The 16,788-nt window shown below is 44.5% G+C and carries 15 protein-coding genes; 4 read left to right on the plus strand and 11 right to left on the minus strand.

Features of this window, described 5'->3' with window-relative positions:
- Nucleotides 1-12 precede the first annotated feature (12 nt).
- The 5 genes from ABUE20_RS11310 to ABUE20_RS11330 form a co-directional block, all read right to left on the minus strand.
- Nucleotides 13-1,524, minus strand: coding sequence for an ABC transporter substrate-binding protein (locus ABUE20_RS11310; protein ID WP_408620038.1), 1,512 nt, complete (start codon nt 1,522-1,524; stop codon nt 13-15).
- A 1-nt stretch (nt 1,525) separates the two neighbouring features.
- Nucleotides 1,526-2,611: an ABC transporter ATP-binding protein gene (locus ABUE20_RS11315; protein WP_408620129.1), complete on the minus strand. Its 1,086-nt coding sequence runs from the start codon at nt 2,609-2,611 to the stop codon at nt 1,526-1,528.
- Entirely contained in the window at nt 2,611-3,618 is a 1,008-nt protein-coding gene (locus tag ABUE20_RS11320) for an ABC transporter ATP-binding protein (protein ID WP_408620039.1), read from the minus strand. The genes ABUE20_RS11315 and ABUE20_RS11320 overlap by 1 nt, the downstream gene beginning before the upstream one ends.
- A gap of 3 nt (nt 3,619-3,621) precedes the next feature.
- Nucleotides 3,622-4,365: a FadR/GntR family transcriptional regulator gene (locus ABUE20_RS11325; RefSeq protein ID WP_408620040.1), complete on the minus strand. Its 744-nt coding sequence runs from the start codon at nt 4,363-4,365 to the stop codon at nt 3,622-3,624.
- 257 nt (nt 4,366-4,622) lie between these two features.
- Nucleotides 4,623-5,765, minus strand: coding sequence for a pectate lyase family protein (locus tag ABUE20_RS11330; RefSeq protein ID WP_408620041.1), 1,143 nt, complete (start codon nt 5,763-5,765; stop codon nt 4,623-4,625).
- Between the two features lie 580 nt (nt 5,766-6,345).
- Here ABUE20_RS11330 and ABUE20_RS11335 point away from each other — a divergent pair.
- The gene (locus ABUE20_RS11335; RefSeq protein WP_408620042.1) at nt 6,346-6,537 is read left to right on the plus strand and encodes a hypothetical protein; all 192 of its coding nucleotides are present in this window, start codon (nt 6,346-6,348) and stop codon (nt 6,535-6,537) included.
- 263 nt (nt 6,538-6,800) lie between these two features.
- Here ABUE20_RS11335 and ABUE20_RS11340 read toward each other — a convergent pair whose 3' ends face one another.
- Together ABUE20_RS11340 and ABUE20_RS11345 are read right to left on the minus strand one after the other, a co-directional pair.
- The gene (locus ABUE20_RS11340) at nt 6,801-7,787 is read right to left on the minus strand and encodes a Gfo/Idh/MocA family protein (RefSeq protein WP_408620043.1); all 987 of its coding nucleotides are present in this window, start codon (nt 7,785-7,787) and stop codon (nt 6,801-6,803) included.
- A 273-nt stretch (nt 7,788-8,060) separates the two neighbouring features.
- Nucleotides 8,061-9,104 (minus strand): hypothetical protein, encoded by a 1,044-nt coding sequence (locus tag ABUE20_RS11345; RefSeq protein WP_408620044.1) that lies wholly within the window; start codon nt 9,102-9,104, stop codon nt 8,061-8,063.
- A gap of 190 nt (nt 9,105-9,294) precedes the next feature.
- On the opposite strand from ABUE20_RS11345, the gene ABUE20_RS11350 reads away from it, so the two are divergent.
- A complete protein-coding gene (locus tag ABUE20_RS11350) occupies nt 9,295-9,855 on the plus strand; it encodes a hypothetical protein (RefSeq protein WP_408620045.1) in 561 nt (186 codons plus the stop codon).
- 108 nt (nt 9,856-9,963) lie between these two features.
- Here the strand turns inward: ABUE20_RS11350 and ABUE20_RS11355 are convergent, their stop codons facing one another.
- The 4 genes from ABUE20_RS11355 to ABUE20_RS11370 all read right to left on the minus strand — a co-directional run bounded on the left by ABUE20_RS11355 (nt 9,964) and on the right by ABUE20_RS11370 (nt 13,335).
- The gene (locus ABUE20_RS11355) at nt 9,964-10,362 is read right to left on the minus strand and encodes a hypothetical protein (RefSeq protein ID WP_408620046.1); all 399 of its coding nucleotides are present in this window, start codon (nt 10,360-10,362) and stop codon (nt 9,964-9,966) included.
- Between the two features lie 149 nt (nt 10,363-10,511).
- Complete coding sequence (locus tag ABUE20_RS11360) at nt 10,512-10,868, minus strand: nuclear transport factor 2 family protein (RefSeq protein ID WP_408620047.1); 357 nt, start codon at nt 10,866-10,868, stop codon at nt 10,512-10,514.
- A gap of 461 nt (nt 10,869-11,329) precedes the next feature.
- Nucleotides 11,330-12,043, minus strand: a complete 714-nt coding sequence (locus tag ABUE20_RS11365) for a carboxymuconolactone decarboxylase family protein (RefSeq protein WP_408620048.1) — start codon at nt 12,041-12,043, stop codon at nt 11,330-11,332.
- A 170-nt stretch (nt 12,044-12,213) separates the two neighbouring features.
- Nucleotides 12,214-13,335 carry an MBL fold metallo-hydrolase gene (locus ABUE20_RS11370; protein ID WP_408620049.1) on the minus strand — a complete coding sequence of 374 codons (1,122 nt, stop codon included), beginning with the start codon at nt 13,333-13,335 and terminating at the stop codon, nt 12,214-12,216.
- A 683-nt stretch (nt 13,336-14,018) separates the two neighbouring features.
- Here ABUE20_RS11370 and ABUE20_RS11375 point away from each other — a divergent pair.
- Both ABUE20_RS11375 and ABUE20_RS11380 read left to right on the plus strand, forming a co-directional pair.
- The gene (locus ABUE20_RS11375) at nt 14,019-14,981 is read left to right on the plus strand and encodes an aldo/keto reductase (protein WP_408620050.1); all 963 of its coding nucleotides are present in this window, start codon (nt 14,019-14,021) and stop codon (nt 14,979-14,981) included.
- A 576-nt stretch (nt 14,982-15,557) separates the two neighbouring features.
- The gene (locus tag ABUE20_RS11380; protein ID WP_408620051.1) at nt 15,558-16,700 is read left to right on the plus strand and encodes a hypothetical protein; all 1,143 of its coding nucleotides are present in this window, start codon (nt 15,558-15,560) and stop codon (nt 16,698-16,700) included.
- Nucleotides 16,701-16,788 lie beyond the last annotated feature (88 nt).

A 16,788-nucleotide genomic window follows, 5' to 3' on the forward strand; every position in this document is an offset into this window, starting at 1 on the left:
TGCCTACCCATCTTAGTGAGCGAACGAAACACCTGCGAGCCGGATCAAACCATCCGGATACACCGTAAAGTGCTGCACTTTTTTATTTAAACCAAAGATGCGTGGTTCAAAATAGAGATACTGGATCGGCATATCAGCTTGCATCTGCTCGACCACATGTTGATACAGTGCTTTGCGGGTTGCCATGTCACTATGCTGACGGGCCTGTACCAACCATTTATCCACTGAAGCATTGGTATATTTCCCATCATTGAGGTTGCCGCTCGAAGCCACAAAGCCATAAATATCGCCATCCGGATCCGGACGCCCGGACCAACCGGACAACGAAACTTCAAACTGCCCGTTTTGCTGGCGATTCAGTAAAGTGGCAAATTCCGTCATCTGCAAATGCACATTAAATCCTGCTTCAGCGACCATCGCTTGGATGATTTGTCCCACTTGTTTGGCCACCGGGGTATTCTCAACCATCAAGTTCACATCGATGGGTGAAGTAACCCCTGCTTCACTCAGCCATTGTTTGGCTTTAGCGATATCACGTCCGGCCACAGGAATATCCACATGGAAAGGACTCACAGGAGAAAAGGGTTGGTTAGCCGGAGTATACTGACCTTCGAAAACCACCTGATTGATTGCATGCCGATCAATGGCGGCGGCAAAGGCCCGACGGACCAAAGCACTTTTAGCTAGTGGGCTGGTCGGATTATGATTGTTGATATTAAAATTGAGCGCTTGATACCCTAGCCCAATATTTTTAGCAATAAATACCGAGGCATCTGCGTTCACGGTTTTGATATCACTGGCGGCAACCGCCGTAATCACATCCAGATCCCCGGCGCGCAAATTCGATAACCGCACCGAAGCATCCGGGATGGGTAAAAAGACCACCTGATCAAAATGATAGGCTGGCTTGTTCCAATAGTTTTCAAAACGTTTCAACACAATTTTGTCTTGAGCCACACGGCTGACAAATTGGTAGGGGCCGGAACAAACCGGATGACTGGCCACATGCCCTTTCTCCGTAGCTTGCGGCGCGAGCATAGTCCCGGCGCGATCCGCTAATTTTGAAAGCAACGAAGCATCCGGGGTTTTCAGTTTAAACACCACGGTATATGGGCCGGTTTGTTTCACCGCGGCTACCGCCTGCAACTCACTCTTACGCAGCGATCCCACCATGGTCATCGAGCGTTTCAGATTGTAGACCACCGAACTGGCGTCAAATTTTTCCCCATCATGGAAGGTGACATCATGGCGCAGATGCAAAGTCAACGTGGTATTGTGATCACTCCAGCTCCAATCCGTTGCCAGTTGCGGCACGATCTTTAGGTTTTGATCCACATCGACTAACCGATCACACATGGCTTCAAATACAAACCGACCGTAATAAGTTCGTGCCGTATCTGGATCGAGCATATCCGGGTCGCTAGCTAAACCAATCCGTAATGTATCTGCGGCATGAGCACTGGATGCGCCCACCGCCGCTAACAGGAGGGCAATAGAGCCTAATCCTTTGATTAAATTTTTCATTTTACATTTCCTTGACTGTAGATGTCTGATGGATTGCCGCTTCAAATAGCGCTCTTCTTTGACGAAATGCAGCAGAAGCCTGATAGGTCTCTGTCGCAATAAGTTGGGTCGGCATCGTCTGCCAATGCAGACAACTGACTTGATGCCCTTCATTCACGGTTTCTAACTTAGGTTCCCGAAGCTGACACGACTCCTGAGCATAAGGACAACGCGTATGAAACCGGCAGCCCTGTGGGGGCTGCATCGGATTGGGAAGATCGCCGGATAAACTTGAGTGCCGGCGTTTGTTCCCGGGAGTTAGCGAAGGAGCACTGTCCAGCAACGCTTGGGTATAAGGATGCTTGGGCTGATTAAAAATCGCATCCGCCGGCCCGACTTCAACAATCTGACCGAGATACATCACCGCCACACGGTCACTCATATGCCGAATAATCGATAATCCGTGCGCAACAATAATCAGAGTCAACCCCAGCTGTTTTTTCAGGTCGACGAGCAAATTCACAACCTGCGCCTGGACCGAAACATCCAGAGCGGACACTGGCTCATCGCCTAAAATGACTTTCGGCCGGCTGGCCAACGCCCGGGCAATCCCTATTCGCTGCCGCTGGCCCCCTGAAAATTCATGGGGATAGCGATTGATCATGGTTTCAGGTAGACCGACCATCGCCAACAATTCCCGCACCCGTTCCAATCGCTCCAGCTTAGAGAGCGATTCATGTAACCAGATCGGCTCGCCCACAATCTCTGCCACCGTCATCCGGGGATTTAACGAGGCAAACGGATCCTGAAAGATAATCTGCAATTGCTGACGTAGGGCTTGCTTGCGCTTTTTAGACATACGACTCACCGGCTGACCGTCGTAATAGACTTCCCCCTCGGAAATATCCAACAGATCCAGTAACAACCGTCCCAAGGTCGATTTACCTGAACCGGATTCACCGACAATAGCCAATGTTTCACCGGGATACACTTGAAGAGACACCCGATCGACAGCCAGCAGCGAGGTTCGGGGAGTGAACAGTTTTTTAGGTCCGGCAAAGCGTTTACTTATCGCCATACTTTCCAAAATCGGAGATGGGGTCGTCATCATCCAACCTCCTTCACATAAAGTTCGATCGGTGCTTTAAAACAGGCCGCGCGATGCTGCGACGTCCATGCTTTTAAGGGGGGTTTATCGATATGGCAGCGCACATCAGCGAATGGACAACGCGTCGCAAACCGGCATCCGGAGGGCATCGCCTCTGGCGCTGGAACCAGCCCGGGGATCGTTGACAGTTTTTGTCCGGGTTTGGCCATAACCGGCATCGCTCCCATCAAGCCGATGGTATATGGATGTTGAGGATCATTAAAAATCGCCTGCACCGAGCCCTGCTCGACAATTTGTCCGGCGTACATCACGATCACGTCATCAGCGGCTTCTGCGACTACACCCAGATCGTGAGTGATGAGTAAAATAGCGCTCCCAAGATCATTCTGCAGCTCATTAAGCAGCGATAAAATCTGCGCCTGAATGGTCACGTCGAGCGCTGTGGTCGGCTCGTCTGCAACCAATAATTTGGGGCGATTAATCAATGCCATGGCAATCATGACCCGCTGGCGCATTCCTCCGGAAAGCTGGTGGGGATAGGCCTTTAAGCGTTTTTCAGCGGCCGGGATTTGAACCTTTTGCAAAATAGCCAAAGCCGTTTGTCGAGCCTGAGCTTTAGAGACCTGATGGTGACGAAGCACGGCTTCTTCAAGCTGATCGCCAATGGTAAATGCCGGGTTTAACGAGGTCATCGGCTCCTGAAAAATCATGGCCATATCACGTCCCCGAATATCCGCTTTTTGTCGATCACTCAGCGCGCCAAGATCAACTCCGGCGAACTCAATCCGCCCTGAAAGTTGCCGCGCCTGACGGGGTGCAAGCCCCAGTAAAGTCAACGAGGTCACACTCTTGCCACACCCGGATTCCCCCACCAGCGCCAGTGTTTTCCCCGGGGCGATGGTAAAACTCACGTGATCCAATACCGTCACGGGAGACTTTTCAAATTGCACCGATAGATCGTCAATGGTCAACACGGGAATTACACCAGCATTCGACTCAGCGTCCATAAGCTATTCGTCCTCTTCTTCTGTGACCAGCTGCATAAAATTAGATTGCAGATCAAGAAGATGCTGACGCATCGCCTGAGCGGCTTCTTTAGGAGAACGCCGGGCAATGGCATCCACAATCGCCAGATGATCATTATCGTAATGATTCATCTTGAGTCGGTTCCGCGCCCGGTCTCGCATGTCGCGCCAGATAGGATCCCGACGAATGGCATCAATCGCGTCAAATAATCCCGTCAATAACCGGTTACCGGAGGCCTCGGCAATCGCACGGTGAAATGCACTGTCCCATAACTCATTCTGATCCGCATCCTCTGCCGGGATTGTTTTCATCTTTTCGGATAAACGCCGCATCAGCGCTATCTGTTCTTCACTGGCCCGAATCGCTGCTAATCGGGCTAAATTGGGCTCAAACAGTAAGCGAGTTTCCATCACTTCCAGCAAATTAGATTGTTTGGGAAGAGCGACCAAATCCAGCGGATGTTGCGGAGCACCGGGCCCCACAAAAGTACCTTTGCCTTGCTTGCGCCAGATCCGGCCTTCTTCTTCGAGTACATCCAGCGCTCGTCGAATCGCCCGCCGCCCGACATGAAAGCGCTCTGCCAATTCCCGCTCCGTCGGCAAAGGCGTATGCACATCACCGTTAAATTCTCTTAACATTTGCCGCAATTGATCGAGGGCTGAATTCGATGAATCGCTCTCTGAAATGCACGAAGTTAATGGATCTTTAGAAATTGGTTCACTACTCATAACAATTTATTCGCTAATTAACGGGCTTAAATGCAATAGATATGATTTTTCATGAAGCAATAACCGAACCAATATAAATTGGTTCATCCCGCTGTGAACGGAGATAGCTTTAATTACAACCAGTTAACAACAAAAAAGGGAATGTGAAAGAAAATAACGCTGAGGGAATACCGTAGCAAAATAGAAAAACGCTTCATTAATAAGCATCATAATGAAGCGTTGGCCCCGTAACAGGGCATGTGGTGGGCTACAAACAGTTATTGCGGACCGGCATTGGACTGAACATAATTGGGAACACTGGCCGCAGCCGTTGGGGTATAACTATAACTGACTGCATTACCAAAACTCGACCCCGTCGCGGAATTGCCAGTCGTATTATTATAAATATTATTACGTTCATAAAAACGATAGCTATAGCCACTGGAATCTTGCGAAATGGTATTGCTGTTGTTGGTGTAATAAAAATAGTTGTCTTCTGACACGACGACACTACCGCTGTTGATCTGGATCGCTTCATACTGGGCGACCGGATAACTGTGACCATCACTCCCGGTACGGCTTCCGGTTACCGCTGGATGATTGTCAAAGTAGTTGCTATATACATGGACCCAGCCCCGAAAGAGCGGACGCCCCCGCATATATGGCCCAAACCAGTTATGGTGAACGGTAACATGCAAGCGACCGGTTCCAATATAAGAATCGGATGAATTGGCCCCAATCACCATCGCCAGTCGTTCACCTGCCAGATCGGTATACGATCCAACCCAGTTCCAAACCGGATCAGGGCTCATATAGGTCCAGTCATGTGTAAAATAAAAGTGGTTATAGGAAATAGTGACATAATCCGAGGACAACGCCACACTCATCAAATCATCACTGGTATCATAAAAAGTACAATGCGTGATCAGGGCATTACTAATCCGTCGTAATGAAACGCCTTCATAGTTAATCCCGACATTATTCGATGAGCCATGAACCTGAGTAGGTAGATTTTGCAAATCCCGAATATTGCCATGAAAGGTAATATTCGACACTTTGATATTTTCGATATTGGTACCGGATGAAAGCTGTTCACCATCAAACTTCAGCTGAATATTTTCCAGCACAGCTTGCCCACCTGGGGCCCCTTCAATCGTGGTGTTATTCCAGTTGGTATTGGCAAAAGTAAGTGTGGTTAACTGAGCCCCCCCATAAATTGTTCCTCGTATAATAATATGATGTGAACCGGCATTAAATGCGGCCCGTAACTGAGACAAACTAGAAACGGTGGTAGCGGAATAATTATCGCCTCCGCTGGTATTAGAAAAACCTCCGGTATCAGCAGCATAAGCTACCGATCCCCAAAGCAGCGCCCCGAGCGATAACACGGACGCCTTTTGCAATAATCCCTGAGTGAACATGAATGTTCTCCTTAATCATTTAAAATCGAAACACATATTTTTTAAAATAAAAAAATGTTTCATATTCATCATGATGATATAACAGTCAACATAATCATCAATAAATGATTAACTCATCAATTGTGTATTTTCTATTTCATTCGCCTCGATCACATATTTGACTATTTTATAATCAAAATTTGCATATTTACCGCAGCCCCTCGTATCGCCATGGAGAGCGCCTTGATATCTGCTCACCCGAAGGATCCAACACGCTGATTTCGGCTGATTGAGAACACAATCATAGGACAGCCATTCCCCCCATCATCACGCCAGAATCATCCTCCCAAACTATCCCCGCGTTTATCCGGTGGGACTTATTATTTTGTCGGTGACTTATTATTTTGCCTATTATTTTTTAGGCTATTATGTATCTTACATCTATACTAGGAGCGGTTGATCTTAAGTGATTATTTTTGCAGCCCTCTGGGGTTCGGGTTCATTTAAATCCATTTTGAATAAAATTTAACCAAAAAGATCGGCAGCCCCTCGAAACCTCGCGGTAATATCGTGTTTATTATTTATTTACAAGGAATGTTTTATGTACAAAAGTTTTGTAAAGACAGCTATCGCTTTGGGAGTTTTATTTACTGTAAATGTAGCAATGGCAGATTATCCGCCCAAAGGGAAAACCTGTCCTCCGGGGACACATTGGACTAAAGACCATATGAGTGGACCATGGTATTGCGGCGTGCCTAGAAAATCGACACCCACAAAAACTCAATCTGAATAATTTTTATAGTTGATGAATTGGTTCATATAAATTGAGAAAAGAATCATTGACAACGATCATCAAGAGCCAATTCGCATTTTCTCTAGATGTGAAATAACCGCGGTTACAAACGCGGTTATTATGACATTCACTCACTTTATATCTTTTTATCCGTCCCGCTCGCAAATGATCCAAAGCGTCAGCAAAAGGTCAATAACTGTTGCATTCAATACGGCCATCGTCCTTGCCGATCATCCCAGCGAATATAACCGTCCTACCCGATGTTAAGCATCGCCCGGAAAAACGATTCCCACTTCTTTACGGGCCTGTTCCAGCGTATTTGAAACGGTGAGCGCCATATCTAACAGTTGATAACACGTTTTTAGGTCACCGGCGTCATAGAGCGATTTGAACTGTTCAAATTCATACACCATATGATTAACGTCTTGGCTATCCTGCTGTGTTTCAACCTTGCCCTGAATGTTCAATTCGATGCTGTTACAAACATTCGGAGGGCTGATAATCCGCGCATATCCTTGGGTACCTTGAACCGTCACATAGCCTGGGCTTTCTGAATCTTTTGCACCACTACAAACGGCGATAAAGTCCGCATATTGTAAGAACAAAGTTCCTGAAGTGTCGATGCCATTAAAACCTTGATTACAGTAATAGTGGATATCCACTGGTTCACCAAATAAAGCGATAACCAAATACACATTATATAAATTGATATCATATAACGCGCCTCCGGACATGGCTGGGTCAAATACCGGATGAACATTCCCCTGCACATAGGCGTCATATCGGCTGGAATATTGGGAATAATTACATTGGATGAGTTTGATATCCCCCAACTGCGCGAGTGCACTTTGAAAACGTTTAAAACAAGGTGTGTGAATCGATGTAATGGCTTCAAACAGAAATAGCTGGTTTTGTTTGGCTAATTCAGCCAATTGACTCGTTTCGGTGTAGGTTGATGTAAATGGTTTTTCACAAATGACGTGTTTGCCCGCCTGAAGCGCTGCTTGGGCATACTGAAAATGCAGATTGTTCGGAATACCCAGATACACAAAATCAATAGTTTCATCAGCAAGCAGCGCCGCATAATCAGTATACAATTTCTGAATATGGTGCTGGTGTTGTAACTGTTCACCTTTTTGACGGCTTTGGGGCCTGACGCACAGTGCAGCAATTTCAATATCTTCTAACTGGTTTAATGCATCAATGCAGGATAAGACAATTTTCCCTGAACCTACCAGAGCAACTTTCATCGATATACTCCTCTCTCAATCTAGCGTTTCGCTGTCGGTGTTAGGATGACGCACGTCAGCCACGTCCCTTATGTTAAATGATTTGCATGGATAATAACGACTCTAATTCAAGTAAAGTGAGACCCAGAGTTTAATTGCAACACCATTGAGCGATGTCATCGTCCGATGCAGCGCTGGCTCCTCGATAACACGCATCAACGCAACATAACACGCAAAAAATAAAGAGAGTGCTCCCTTGATAGGCCCTGAAGAGACCGTTTCAGTATTTGTTCTCTATCCATGCAATCGTTCAAAAGCAGCATACGCTGAAGTAATCGCATTATTGTATTTGCCCGTTGGTGCGCTTTGACTGTCACTTGGGGCCTGATGGGGTTTAAAAAAATCCGATCCCAGATTCACACCGAGTAAAAATATTTCAGGCGCTGTCGTTGCTTGTTGAAACGCAAATACAGGCCCACCGGAATCACCAGGTAAGGACGTATTTTGTGTATCCGATTGAAACAGCAAAACATCTTGATACTCTTTCACCATTTCGCCATCTTCACAAACAATGGCCCGATAGTGATCTGTACCCTCTGGCTCTATAACACGATATTTGAGGTTATCAAGCGTTGCGGTGTAATCATCACCGGTATCGGTGCTTGGCTTACCATAACCGAACTGGAAGAACTGATAATCTCTCAATCCGCTCACACGTTTTGTACTGGTTGCATACTTTTTCAGTTCACTGATGAAATTCATCTGATTTTGCAGTAATGATTGAAGATGTGTCCTATCTCTTGGACCAAGCAGACTAGCGCGAGGCACCTCATTTTCTGCATAACTAAAACGGAGCAAACATAAATCAGTTGTCCAGTCGCCAGTGTTGATTAAATTCGCAGCAACCATGTTTGCAACCCCATTTTTTGCTTTGGGTTCAGAAAAGGTCTGATTTTTCGTGATGCCTTTCATCTTCAAACTTTGTAGTTGCTTTTCTGCTTCATTTTGAGCTTGTGTATCATCCAATGCTCTATAGTGTATTTTTACATTCGTTTTAAAATAATTAAGAAGCGTTTGGGAGTGCTTCAATATATCGCTATTCTGCCAATTTATGGGGTAGCCGGGAAAATCTGCGGAGCCTTTAGCAGCCAGTAATACATTATGAGCAGCCGTTAATACCATTGCCTGCCGAGAGGCAACATCACCATATAAAATAATGCCCGATCCCGAAAATCCACCGTGTTTAAGTAGCACTGTAGAGAGCTTCATTTTATCCAACATCCCATTAGCTAGATTCTTAGTAATGTTGGATGTGAGTAATTCTTGTTTTGAAATCATATCGTTCCTACCATCGGCAATCGAAAATAGGAATACTATGGAATGAAATGGTATTCATTAATCGGGGAAAACGATGCTTTAAATAGTTCTATACGGTATTAACCCGTTTTTTTAGATGGTTCCACCAAGGAATAATAAACAGCAGCCCATAGACTTTTTCTATCTTTAATTTTCGATGAGCATCTTATTTATGGCTGATGTAGAGTATCAATTAGGGGCCCCCATTGCGTTGGAGCAAATGTTACCCGCAGCCGCTGGCGTCGCGACGGCTATCCCAGCAGCGTTTACCAACACCGCGGGCGTTTATTTAATTTTGAACCAGAACAATCTTGTTGAAAACCGCTACATGGGTATCACCCATAGTTTTCAAGACCGATTTAGAGGGAGACAAGGGGCTTGTTACGAACTGGGATTTGCCCAAAACGTACTCCACGATATCTACGCCTTTGTTGGAAGCATGCGCTATAGAGACTCTGCGGCAGCCGGTGCTCTACCTCCCGCCTGGAACAATGCACCGGGCTACGTCGCCGGTCATCTGACCATTCATTTAGATGGTCAAAACTATGACCTGGAACATATGTTTATTAAGGCAGCCCAATACTCTTGGCCATTGGGGACCATTACTAATACTCAAAAAGTCGGCCCCCTAAATAACACAGGCGCATATCCAATCAATATAACCCTAAGTTGGATGGGAGCTTTCCCGGGAAATATTCAAGTGACTATCCCTGTAGGTGGGTCTTTAAACTAAAAGAAATCATTTGTGCAAAGTAAACCAGCCCCAAAACGAAACCTCAGCTTGAAATCATCCTTCCGGGCTATCTCGCAGCATTCAGTAGCTAGCCCATGATTTAGCGCTTCACTTCACCCGAATATATTCTTTGGTTACGGCATTTGTGGCCAAATCAGCACAACGCTTTCCCCAATACTCAACAAATGCATCGGCCTTATCTGGATGGTTTTGGTAATATTTAACAACGTGAGCTTCATTTTTCATTTTTTCACGCAAGGCTTGAAGCATTAATGATTGCGCAAACTTTACATCGATCCCTTCTCGTATCGCATCGGCCTGTAATTGATCTGGTATTTTCTTAACTTTATCCCAATCCACAATCATCCCCGCATGCTCACAACTCTTTACGCTTACGGCCAACTCTGTCAGCAAGTTGACTCGCTCTGTATAGTCTGGAGAATCCACTTCATCTGAAAAGGCTTGTATTGATAAAACCAGCATTATTAAGGCGATGAGTTTTTCCATTTGATCCTTCAATTGGTTTTTGAAACGTCCGAATGCCCGATAAACGAGCCCGCCACACGATACAAAATTGTGGTACTGATGTATGACGGCAGAGTCACTGTTTAATGATTGATAACAGGCCTTATTTTACATATTGAGTGGTCATATTCTTAACTCGGAATAGGTAAATGATGTGCTTTTAGGAAACTCAATTTATCCCAATACCCTCTTTGAAAAATAATTTTATCTTGTTCAAATTGAAAAAAACCACATCCACGCAAGCCTAAAGGATCTTTCCATTCCAATATGGCCCAATGACCATCTTGGAAAATGTTTTCCACGATACACTCCATTTGAGTAGCCGAGAATTCATGCGCAAACATCTGCTTAATCGCCTGTTGACCGACTACGGGTTCATTAGCAACTTGGTGATTTACAGCGTTTTCACTATAAAATTGGGCTATTTCCTCAGCATTACCTCGGTTAAAAGCATCAACCCATTTTTGAATAATTTCTTTCGGTTCCATAGCAGTAGCACTCACTTTAAATTGAGATCCAATGCCGATTGTTGGAATGTTATCAACTCAAAAAGATACTCGCATGAATCAGACCGTCTGCGCAGTACCTCTCAATATGGTTAGGTTCATTCAAAAATGCAATTTTTCAAAAAATACCCACCGGTAACAGATAAAAAGCAAAATCATAGAACAGCCATCAATTTTTCAAGCTAATCAGAAAGGTAGGCTATTATCTTTTCGCCATAGATGCTTTGGATGCAACTGAAGTCAGTCCTCCCAATTGCCATATAAATCGTTGAATACTGCAACCATAACTGATTTTTCTAATGCATTGAGGGCAACATTGGGTCTGATAAAATCAGAAAACGGGGTTAAAAATAGCCAAAGGATCAGAGCAAAACGTTGCTATAAAAAAACCATTGACCGAATGATCAATGGTTTTTATCACAAGCTTATTTTTATCGAAGCCACTACTGTGCTTTAAGATGTTGTGCCAATACGGTCTGTAAGTGAGTGGCAACCGATGCACCGACTTGCGCTTTTAATACTGCGATCACTTGCTCGATGTCATGCTGAGTTAATCCAACATTCATCGATATGCGCAAATGTGCTTTTAGCTGGGGAGTAACGCCGCTCATATGAGCTAACATCCCTAACGTTGCAATTTCACGCTCTTTAAAGCTAACGTTATCACGTGCAAAAATATCACCGAACAGATGTGCTTTAAGAAACTCATCGATAGCGGGTGAAAACTCCATCAGTTTGCCGGTGACCGGATGTCCGGCCACCTGAGTTTGGATCTCGGTACCCAGCTCTTTGATCGATTTATCTTTGGGTAAAGGTGAAGCGACTGGCCCTAATTTATCGTTAATCCCTTGGCTGCGCCGTGCCTCTAATACCTGTGAAAAAGCCGCCAACGCATTTAAACTGCGGGGAAACCCGGCATAAGCATAGACCTGCACTAAAATTTCTTTAATCGGATTAATGGTCAATCCTTCATCCAGCCCTTTGGTCAGTGCCTGTTTGAGATGAGGAATATCACCGACAGCCGCAAATGCCGCAATCGGAGCATACTGAAACGAAGTCGCTTTAATGGGCTCAGATGGGCTGGCAGCCAAACTCACACTTTGCCATAACAGCAGACCTATCCCTATAAACAAACTCATGATGTGCTTTTTCATCATTAATTTTCCTTGATACGATAAATGGGTTACTTTTTATCCAAGTGACCTCACATCCTTTTGAATTTACGACACCCATTACCTCATGCGATATGGTATTCGCTGTTGTAATATTCTATCGCCCACTTAGCTTCTACAAACTTCTGATGATTATCCTACTACACTGATTCAAATCACTTTTGCGGTAATAATGGCAATCGCCACCATGCTTTAAGTTGTGGATTCACCGTCCCTAAATCAACCGTCTGACCAATCATCGGGGTCCACAAAGTATATGGCTTCCCTTCACTGGCCTGAGCCAAACGCTCCATCGGCTCATTCCATGGGTGATGAGACAACTTAAATTTACTGTTATGCTCCGGCATCACATACTTCGCCCGCAGATCCACCCCCGCCTGAGCCGTCTGTTCCGGAAACATATGGATATGAGCCCAGCTACGATTATATTGACCATTTTCAAGAATCGCCAAATCAAAAGGCCCAAACTCCTGACCAATGGCTTTAAAATGAGGCCCGTAGCCACTATCCCCACTGATATAAATTCGATGCTCCGCTGAGATCAGCGCAAATGATCCCCACAAGGTCTGATTTTTATTGAACATTCGCCCGGAAAAATGTTGGGCTGGAAGCAAGTAGATGTTCAACCCATTCGCACCATTCAGTTGTGAATACCAATCTTGCTCATGAATGATCGTCGAATCATATCCCCATTGCCGAAAATAGGAACCGATCCCCAAAGGCACAACAATGGTTTTGACTTTTGATTGCAAGGCATGGATGGTCGGATAATCCAGATGATCCCAGTGATCGTGGGTAATCAACAGATAGTCGATCTCTGGCATATCGGCTGCCGTATAAATATTACTTCCCGAAAATGCCACATTGGTATGTGGAACCGGTGATGCATTATGACTAAACACCGGATCAATCAAAAAGGTATGACCGTCCATCTGGATAAATAGTGAGGAATGCCCCATCCAAACAACCACATTTTGTTGTGGATCCAAGTGGAGTAAATCGGTCTTTTCAGAAGGTAACATGCCTTCGGGAATCGCGCTGGGATCCTTTTTAAACAAAAAATCATAAAAAGCTTTAAATTGACCATTCTTCTGCGTCATGACCGGAGCCGGATTGGGGTTTGAAAAACGGCCGTCGGCATAACGGGAATGAGCCGATTCTTGAACAAGCCAGCGCTGCGGATCTTTCGGAGAATCAAACTGAGGCTGATTCAAATAGACCCGGGTTCCCCCAACCGCAACAATTAAAATAAATGCAATGAACACAAATAGATACATCGTAATAACCCAATAAACGAGTGACCAACAACAGAAAGAATGACCTGTTCAACGTCAGGTTGACAGCTCACGATTATCTTAATAATGAGAGGATTCATCTCTGTTCATCATCTAATCATTTCTTACTCTATCACAGCTATGCCTAAATCGCTGTGCCTAAATCTTTGTTTTCCCCGCGACTTTAGCATAAAGCGCCGCTCACTATTATCCGATGATAAATCATCGTTATTTCATTCATAAATCTTTTTCACAGTTATAAACCGTTGCGATCATATTTATTTTTTAATTGATTTTTGTTTTATTCAATTTATTCTAATAAAGAATCACATTCTAATCTCATAAATATACTCATATTTATAACAGCGATGAATAGCATTTGTCTTCTTGGTTTATTATTGATGAATTTCATGCATATCTTTATTCATTAATAATTCGTTTAAATATCCATGTAGTCGTGTATGTTATTCACATTATTTGGCATTCATTATTTAGTTTCAGCCCCAATCATCTTTATTTAAAGATGCCGCTGCCATCTAACTTATTTTATTATTGATGCATCCATTTTTTAAATTTATTTAATTTATCATCACATATCAATTATTGCGTTCGGATTGCTATTCATAACGCCCATCCTCTCGATGGCATGGATAGCAGATCTCAATCCATTAAGGGAGAAAATTCTCATGAAAAGACGAGTTCTCGGGAACAGTGGCCTGGAAGTGTCAGCATTAGGATTAGGCTGTATGCGAATGAGTTTTGCAGACAAACCGGCCGATCGTCATGAAATGTTGAAATTACTCGGACAAGCCGTTGAACGGGATATCACATTCTTTGATACCGCCGAAGTGTATGGCCCTTTTACGAATGAAGCGTTGGTGGGTGAAGCCCTGTCTGCTTATAAAAATCAATTAGTCATCGCAACCAAATTTGGATTTAAACACGGTCCGCATGGCCCAACCCCAGCGGATGGCTTTAACAGTCGCCCGGAACAAATCAAACGAGTTGCAGAAGCATCCTTAAAACGACTGAACATTGAAGCCATTGACTTGTTTTATCAACATCGTGTTGATCCGAATGTGCCTATTGAAGATGTAGCCGGAACCGTTCAGGATCTGATCAAAGAAGGGAAAGTCAAACATTTTGGCCTTTCTGAAGCCAATGCGGAAACAATCCGTAAGGCACATGCGGTTCAACCGGTCACCGCGTTACAAAGTGAGTATTCAATCTGGTTTACCGATATCGAAGCCGAAATTCTGCCAACCTGTGAAGAACTAGGTATCGGAGTCGTACCTTATAGCCCGCTGGGTCGAGGCTTCCTCACCGGTAAAATCGATGAAACCACCACCTATGATAAAAGTGATTTGCGCAGCCATAACCCTCGTTTTACCCCTGAAGCCATTCGCGCCAATCAGGTTGTAGTCGATCTGCTCAAACGGATCGGCGATGAAAAAAATGCAACCCCCGCACAGATTGCTCTGGCTTGGCTCTTAGCCCAGAAACCTTGGATCGTTCCTATTCCAGGTTGCCGGAGCTTGGCTCGTTTAGATGAAAATATGGCCGCAGCCGATATTGAGCTCACGGCTGCAGATCTGGAAGACATTAAAAATGCCATGTCACATATTACGGTGATGGGTTCTCGGTATTAATCGCTCATCTCAATCAGGGTATCAGCCTTTACCTTTAATCCCCAACAGCAATGGGACCTTGCTCCCGTTGCTGTTCACTCGCATATCGACTGCTCCACCAACATACACTAGAAGAATCATTTTTTAGACACTCCATTCCCAAAGGCGCCCAAAGACGCCATTCCCCCATAGCCCAACACCGGCATCGTCTCATTGCTTGCGATCGACGGTCACCGGCGATAAAAAATCTTTATATTATTATTTCAATCAATAAATGTGATAATTCCCCTTTCCATAAAGAAAAATAAGAAATAATCAAGCATCTACGTCACAAACTGAATACATGTGCATTGTTGAGAAATCACTTAATTAGTAAGCTTGATTTCGCATAGGATTGTAACCACCCTGGTGGGCAAGACCTGACTCTAACATTCATGATTTTCATGAATCGTAAGGGTTGGGTCTTTTTTATGATCTGCACAAAAATCAGGATTGTGACCGAATAGGGCAAAACCTGAAGCAACATGACTCCGGTGATGTTGCTTCAGGTTTTTTTATTTTTACCGACCCCAAAACATCGCTCAGGAATGACGACTCATGAATAAATTACTCTCTACATCGATTTTCATGGCCTTAAGTGGCTTGAGTTTACCCGGATTGGCAGCCTCTCCTCATGATGATGGCAACTGGATTGAAAGTTATCTCAACCCGAATTATGGCAGTACCCTTCCACAATTTACGGATTTATCCAAAGGCTCACGTTGGTATTACAGCTTACGGCTACAATTGACCTCCGCCGTTGGCGAATCCATTCATGATAATGCCAGTAAAGCAGAAGCAAGTTTACGATTACGGGGTAAAACCATGTTCACCGATGACTTGGGATTCATGGGAGATTTTTGGTTAAAAGCCCGAGAAAGTTATAACAAAGAAAATGGAACCACCATCGACCATTACGATGATCTGGATGAAGATGCCGCTTGGGAAAACTTAATTATTGGGATTGAATCCAATAAATATGGGGCACTGGCTTATGCTAAACATACGGCCAACTGGGCGGTATTCACCACAGATATTGGCATGCGAGGCCAATCGAATATTCAAGGCGATGCAGGAGGTAAAAACAGTGGTAAATTTATTTACAAAAACTTCTTTGCAAATGATCTGTTTGTACATGCCAGCTGGGACCGAAACTCCCATATTATGGGCTTAGATATCGGTTATCAAACGGCAAATATTTATCCTTTTGTTCCCGATTCATATGGAATTTATGCCTCGGTCCATAATGGTCAACCCTCACTGAATAACGGCTTTAATAAAACCATTATCGGTAACGTTGATCTATCCAAAGATATCAAGTCAGATACCGACTTTCATCGTCACAGTGAACATTTACTCACCTACTCTCTTTCAGGTTATAAACAATTCGGGGGCAGTGGTCGTCTGGGGGCTGTGTTAGCCTATTCGGATCGAGCCAATCATGAAACCAGACAAGACGTCCGTGATCGAGGGTATACCACCGGGGGCTTAGGTTTCTCGGCTTCAGCGACTTATCAGTACTTTCCTAAAAATGTACACGGTTGGGGACCTGCGATGTCGATATCACACGATGATTTCAGTGACCAATTCACGCCACAAATTTACTACTGGTTCAAACCTCAGGTCCGAACTTGGATTGGCTATGTCTTCACGTCTCACGGTGAAGAAAGCACCCAGCTTGAATTCCAGATGGATTATTAAATAAGTGTTCCTAATACAAGGTCACAGAGGCCATTTCTGGGATAGAGCACAATAATAGGCCATTATTGAATCCTTTAAATTAATTCTT

The organism is Celerinatantimonas marina (assembly GCF_046054165.1).
Lineage (GTDB): Bacteria > Pseudomonadota > Gammaproteobacteria > Enterobacterales > Celerinatantimonadaceae > Celerinatantimonas.

What these genes read in the sequence shown, in the direction of transcription:
- ABUE20_RS11310 (WP_408620038.1), bottom strand. Translation starts at nt 1,524, where the DNA reads ATGAAAAATTTAATCAAAGGATTAGGCTCTATTGCCCTCCTGTTAGCG.
- ABUE20_RS11315 (WP_408620129.1), bottom strand. Translation starts at nt 2,611, where the DNA reads ATGACGACCCCATCTCCGATTTTGGAAAGTATGGCGATAAGTAAACGC.
- ABUE20_RS11320 (WP_408620039.1), bottom strand. Translation starts at nt 3,618, where the DNA reads ATGGACGCTGAGTCGAATGCTGGTGTAATTCCCGTGTTGACCATTGAC.
- ABUE20_RS11325 (WP_408620040.1), bottom strand. Translation starts at nt 4,365, where the DNA reads ATGAGTAGTGAACCAATTTCTAAAGATCCATTAACTTCGTGCATTTCA.
- ABUE20_RS11330 (WP_408620041.1), bottom strand. Translation starts at nt 5,765, where the DNA reads ATGTTCACTCAGGGATTATTGCAAAAGGCGTCCGTGTTATCGCTCGGG.
- ABUE20_RS11335 (WP_408620042.1), top strand. Translation starts at nt 6,346, where the DNA reads ATGTACAAAAGTTTTGTAAAGACAGCTATCGCTTTGGGAGTTTTATTT.
- ABUE20_RS11340 (WP_408620043.1), bottom strand. Translation starts at nt 7,787, where the DNA reads ATGAAAGTTGCTCTGGTAGGTTCAGGGAAAATTGTCTTATCCTGCATT.
- ABUE20_RS11345 (WP_408620044.1), bottom strand. Translation starts at nt 9,104, where the DNA reads ATGATTTCAAAACAAGAATTACTCACATCCAACATTACTAAGAATCTA.
- ABUE20_RS11350 (WP_408620045.1), top strand. Translation starts at nt 9,295, where the DNA reads ATGGCTGATGTAGAGTATCAATTAGGGGCCCCCATTGCGTTGGAGCAA.
- ABUE20_RS11355 (WP_408620046.1), bottom strand. Translation starts at nt 10,362, where the DNA reads ATGGAAAAACTCATCGCCTTAATAATGCTGGTTTTATCAATACAAGCC.
- ABUE20_RS11360 (WP_408620047.1), bottom strand. Translation starts at nt 10,868, where the DNA reads ATGGAACCGAAAGAAATTATTCAAAAATGGGTTGATGCTTTTAACCGA.
- ABUE20_RS11365 (WP_408620048.1), bottom strand. Translation starts at nt 12,043, where the DNA reads ATGATGAAAAAGCACATCATGAGTTTGTTTATAGGGATAGGTCTGCTG.
- ABUE20_RS11370 (WP_408620049.1), bottom strand. Translation starts at nt 13,335, where the DNA reads ATGTATCTATTTGTGTTCATTGCATTTATTTTAATTGTTGCGGTTGGG.
- ABUE20_RS11375 (WP_408620050.1), top strand. Translation starts at nt 14,019, where the DNA reads ATGAAAAGACGAGTTCTCGGGAACAGTGGCCTGGAAGTGTCAGCATTA.
- ABUE20_RS11380 (WP_408620051.1), top strand. Translation starts at nt 15,558, where the DNA reads ATGAATAAATTACTCTCTACATCGATTTTCATGGCCTTAAGTGGCTTG.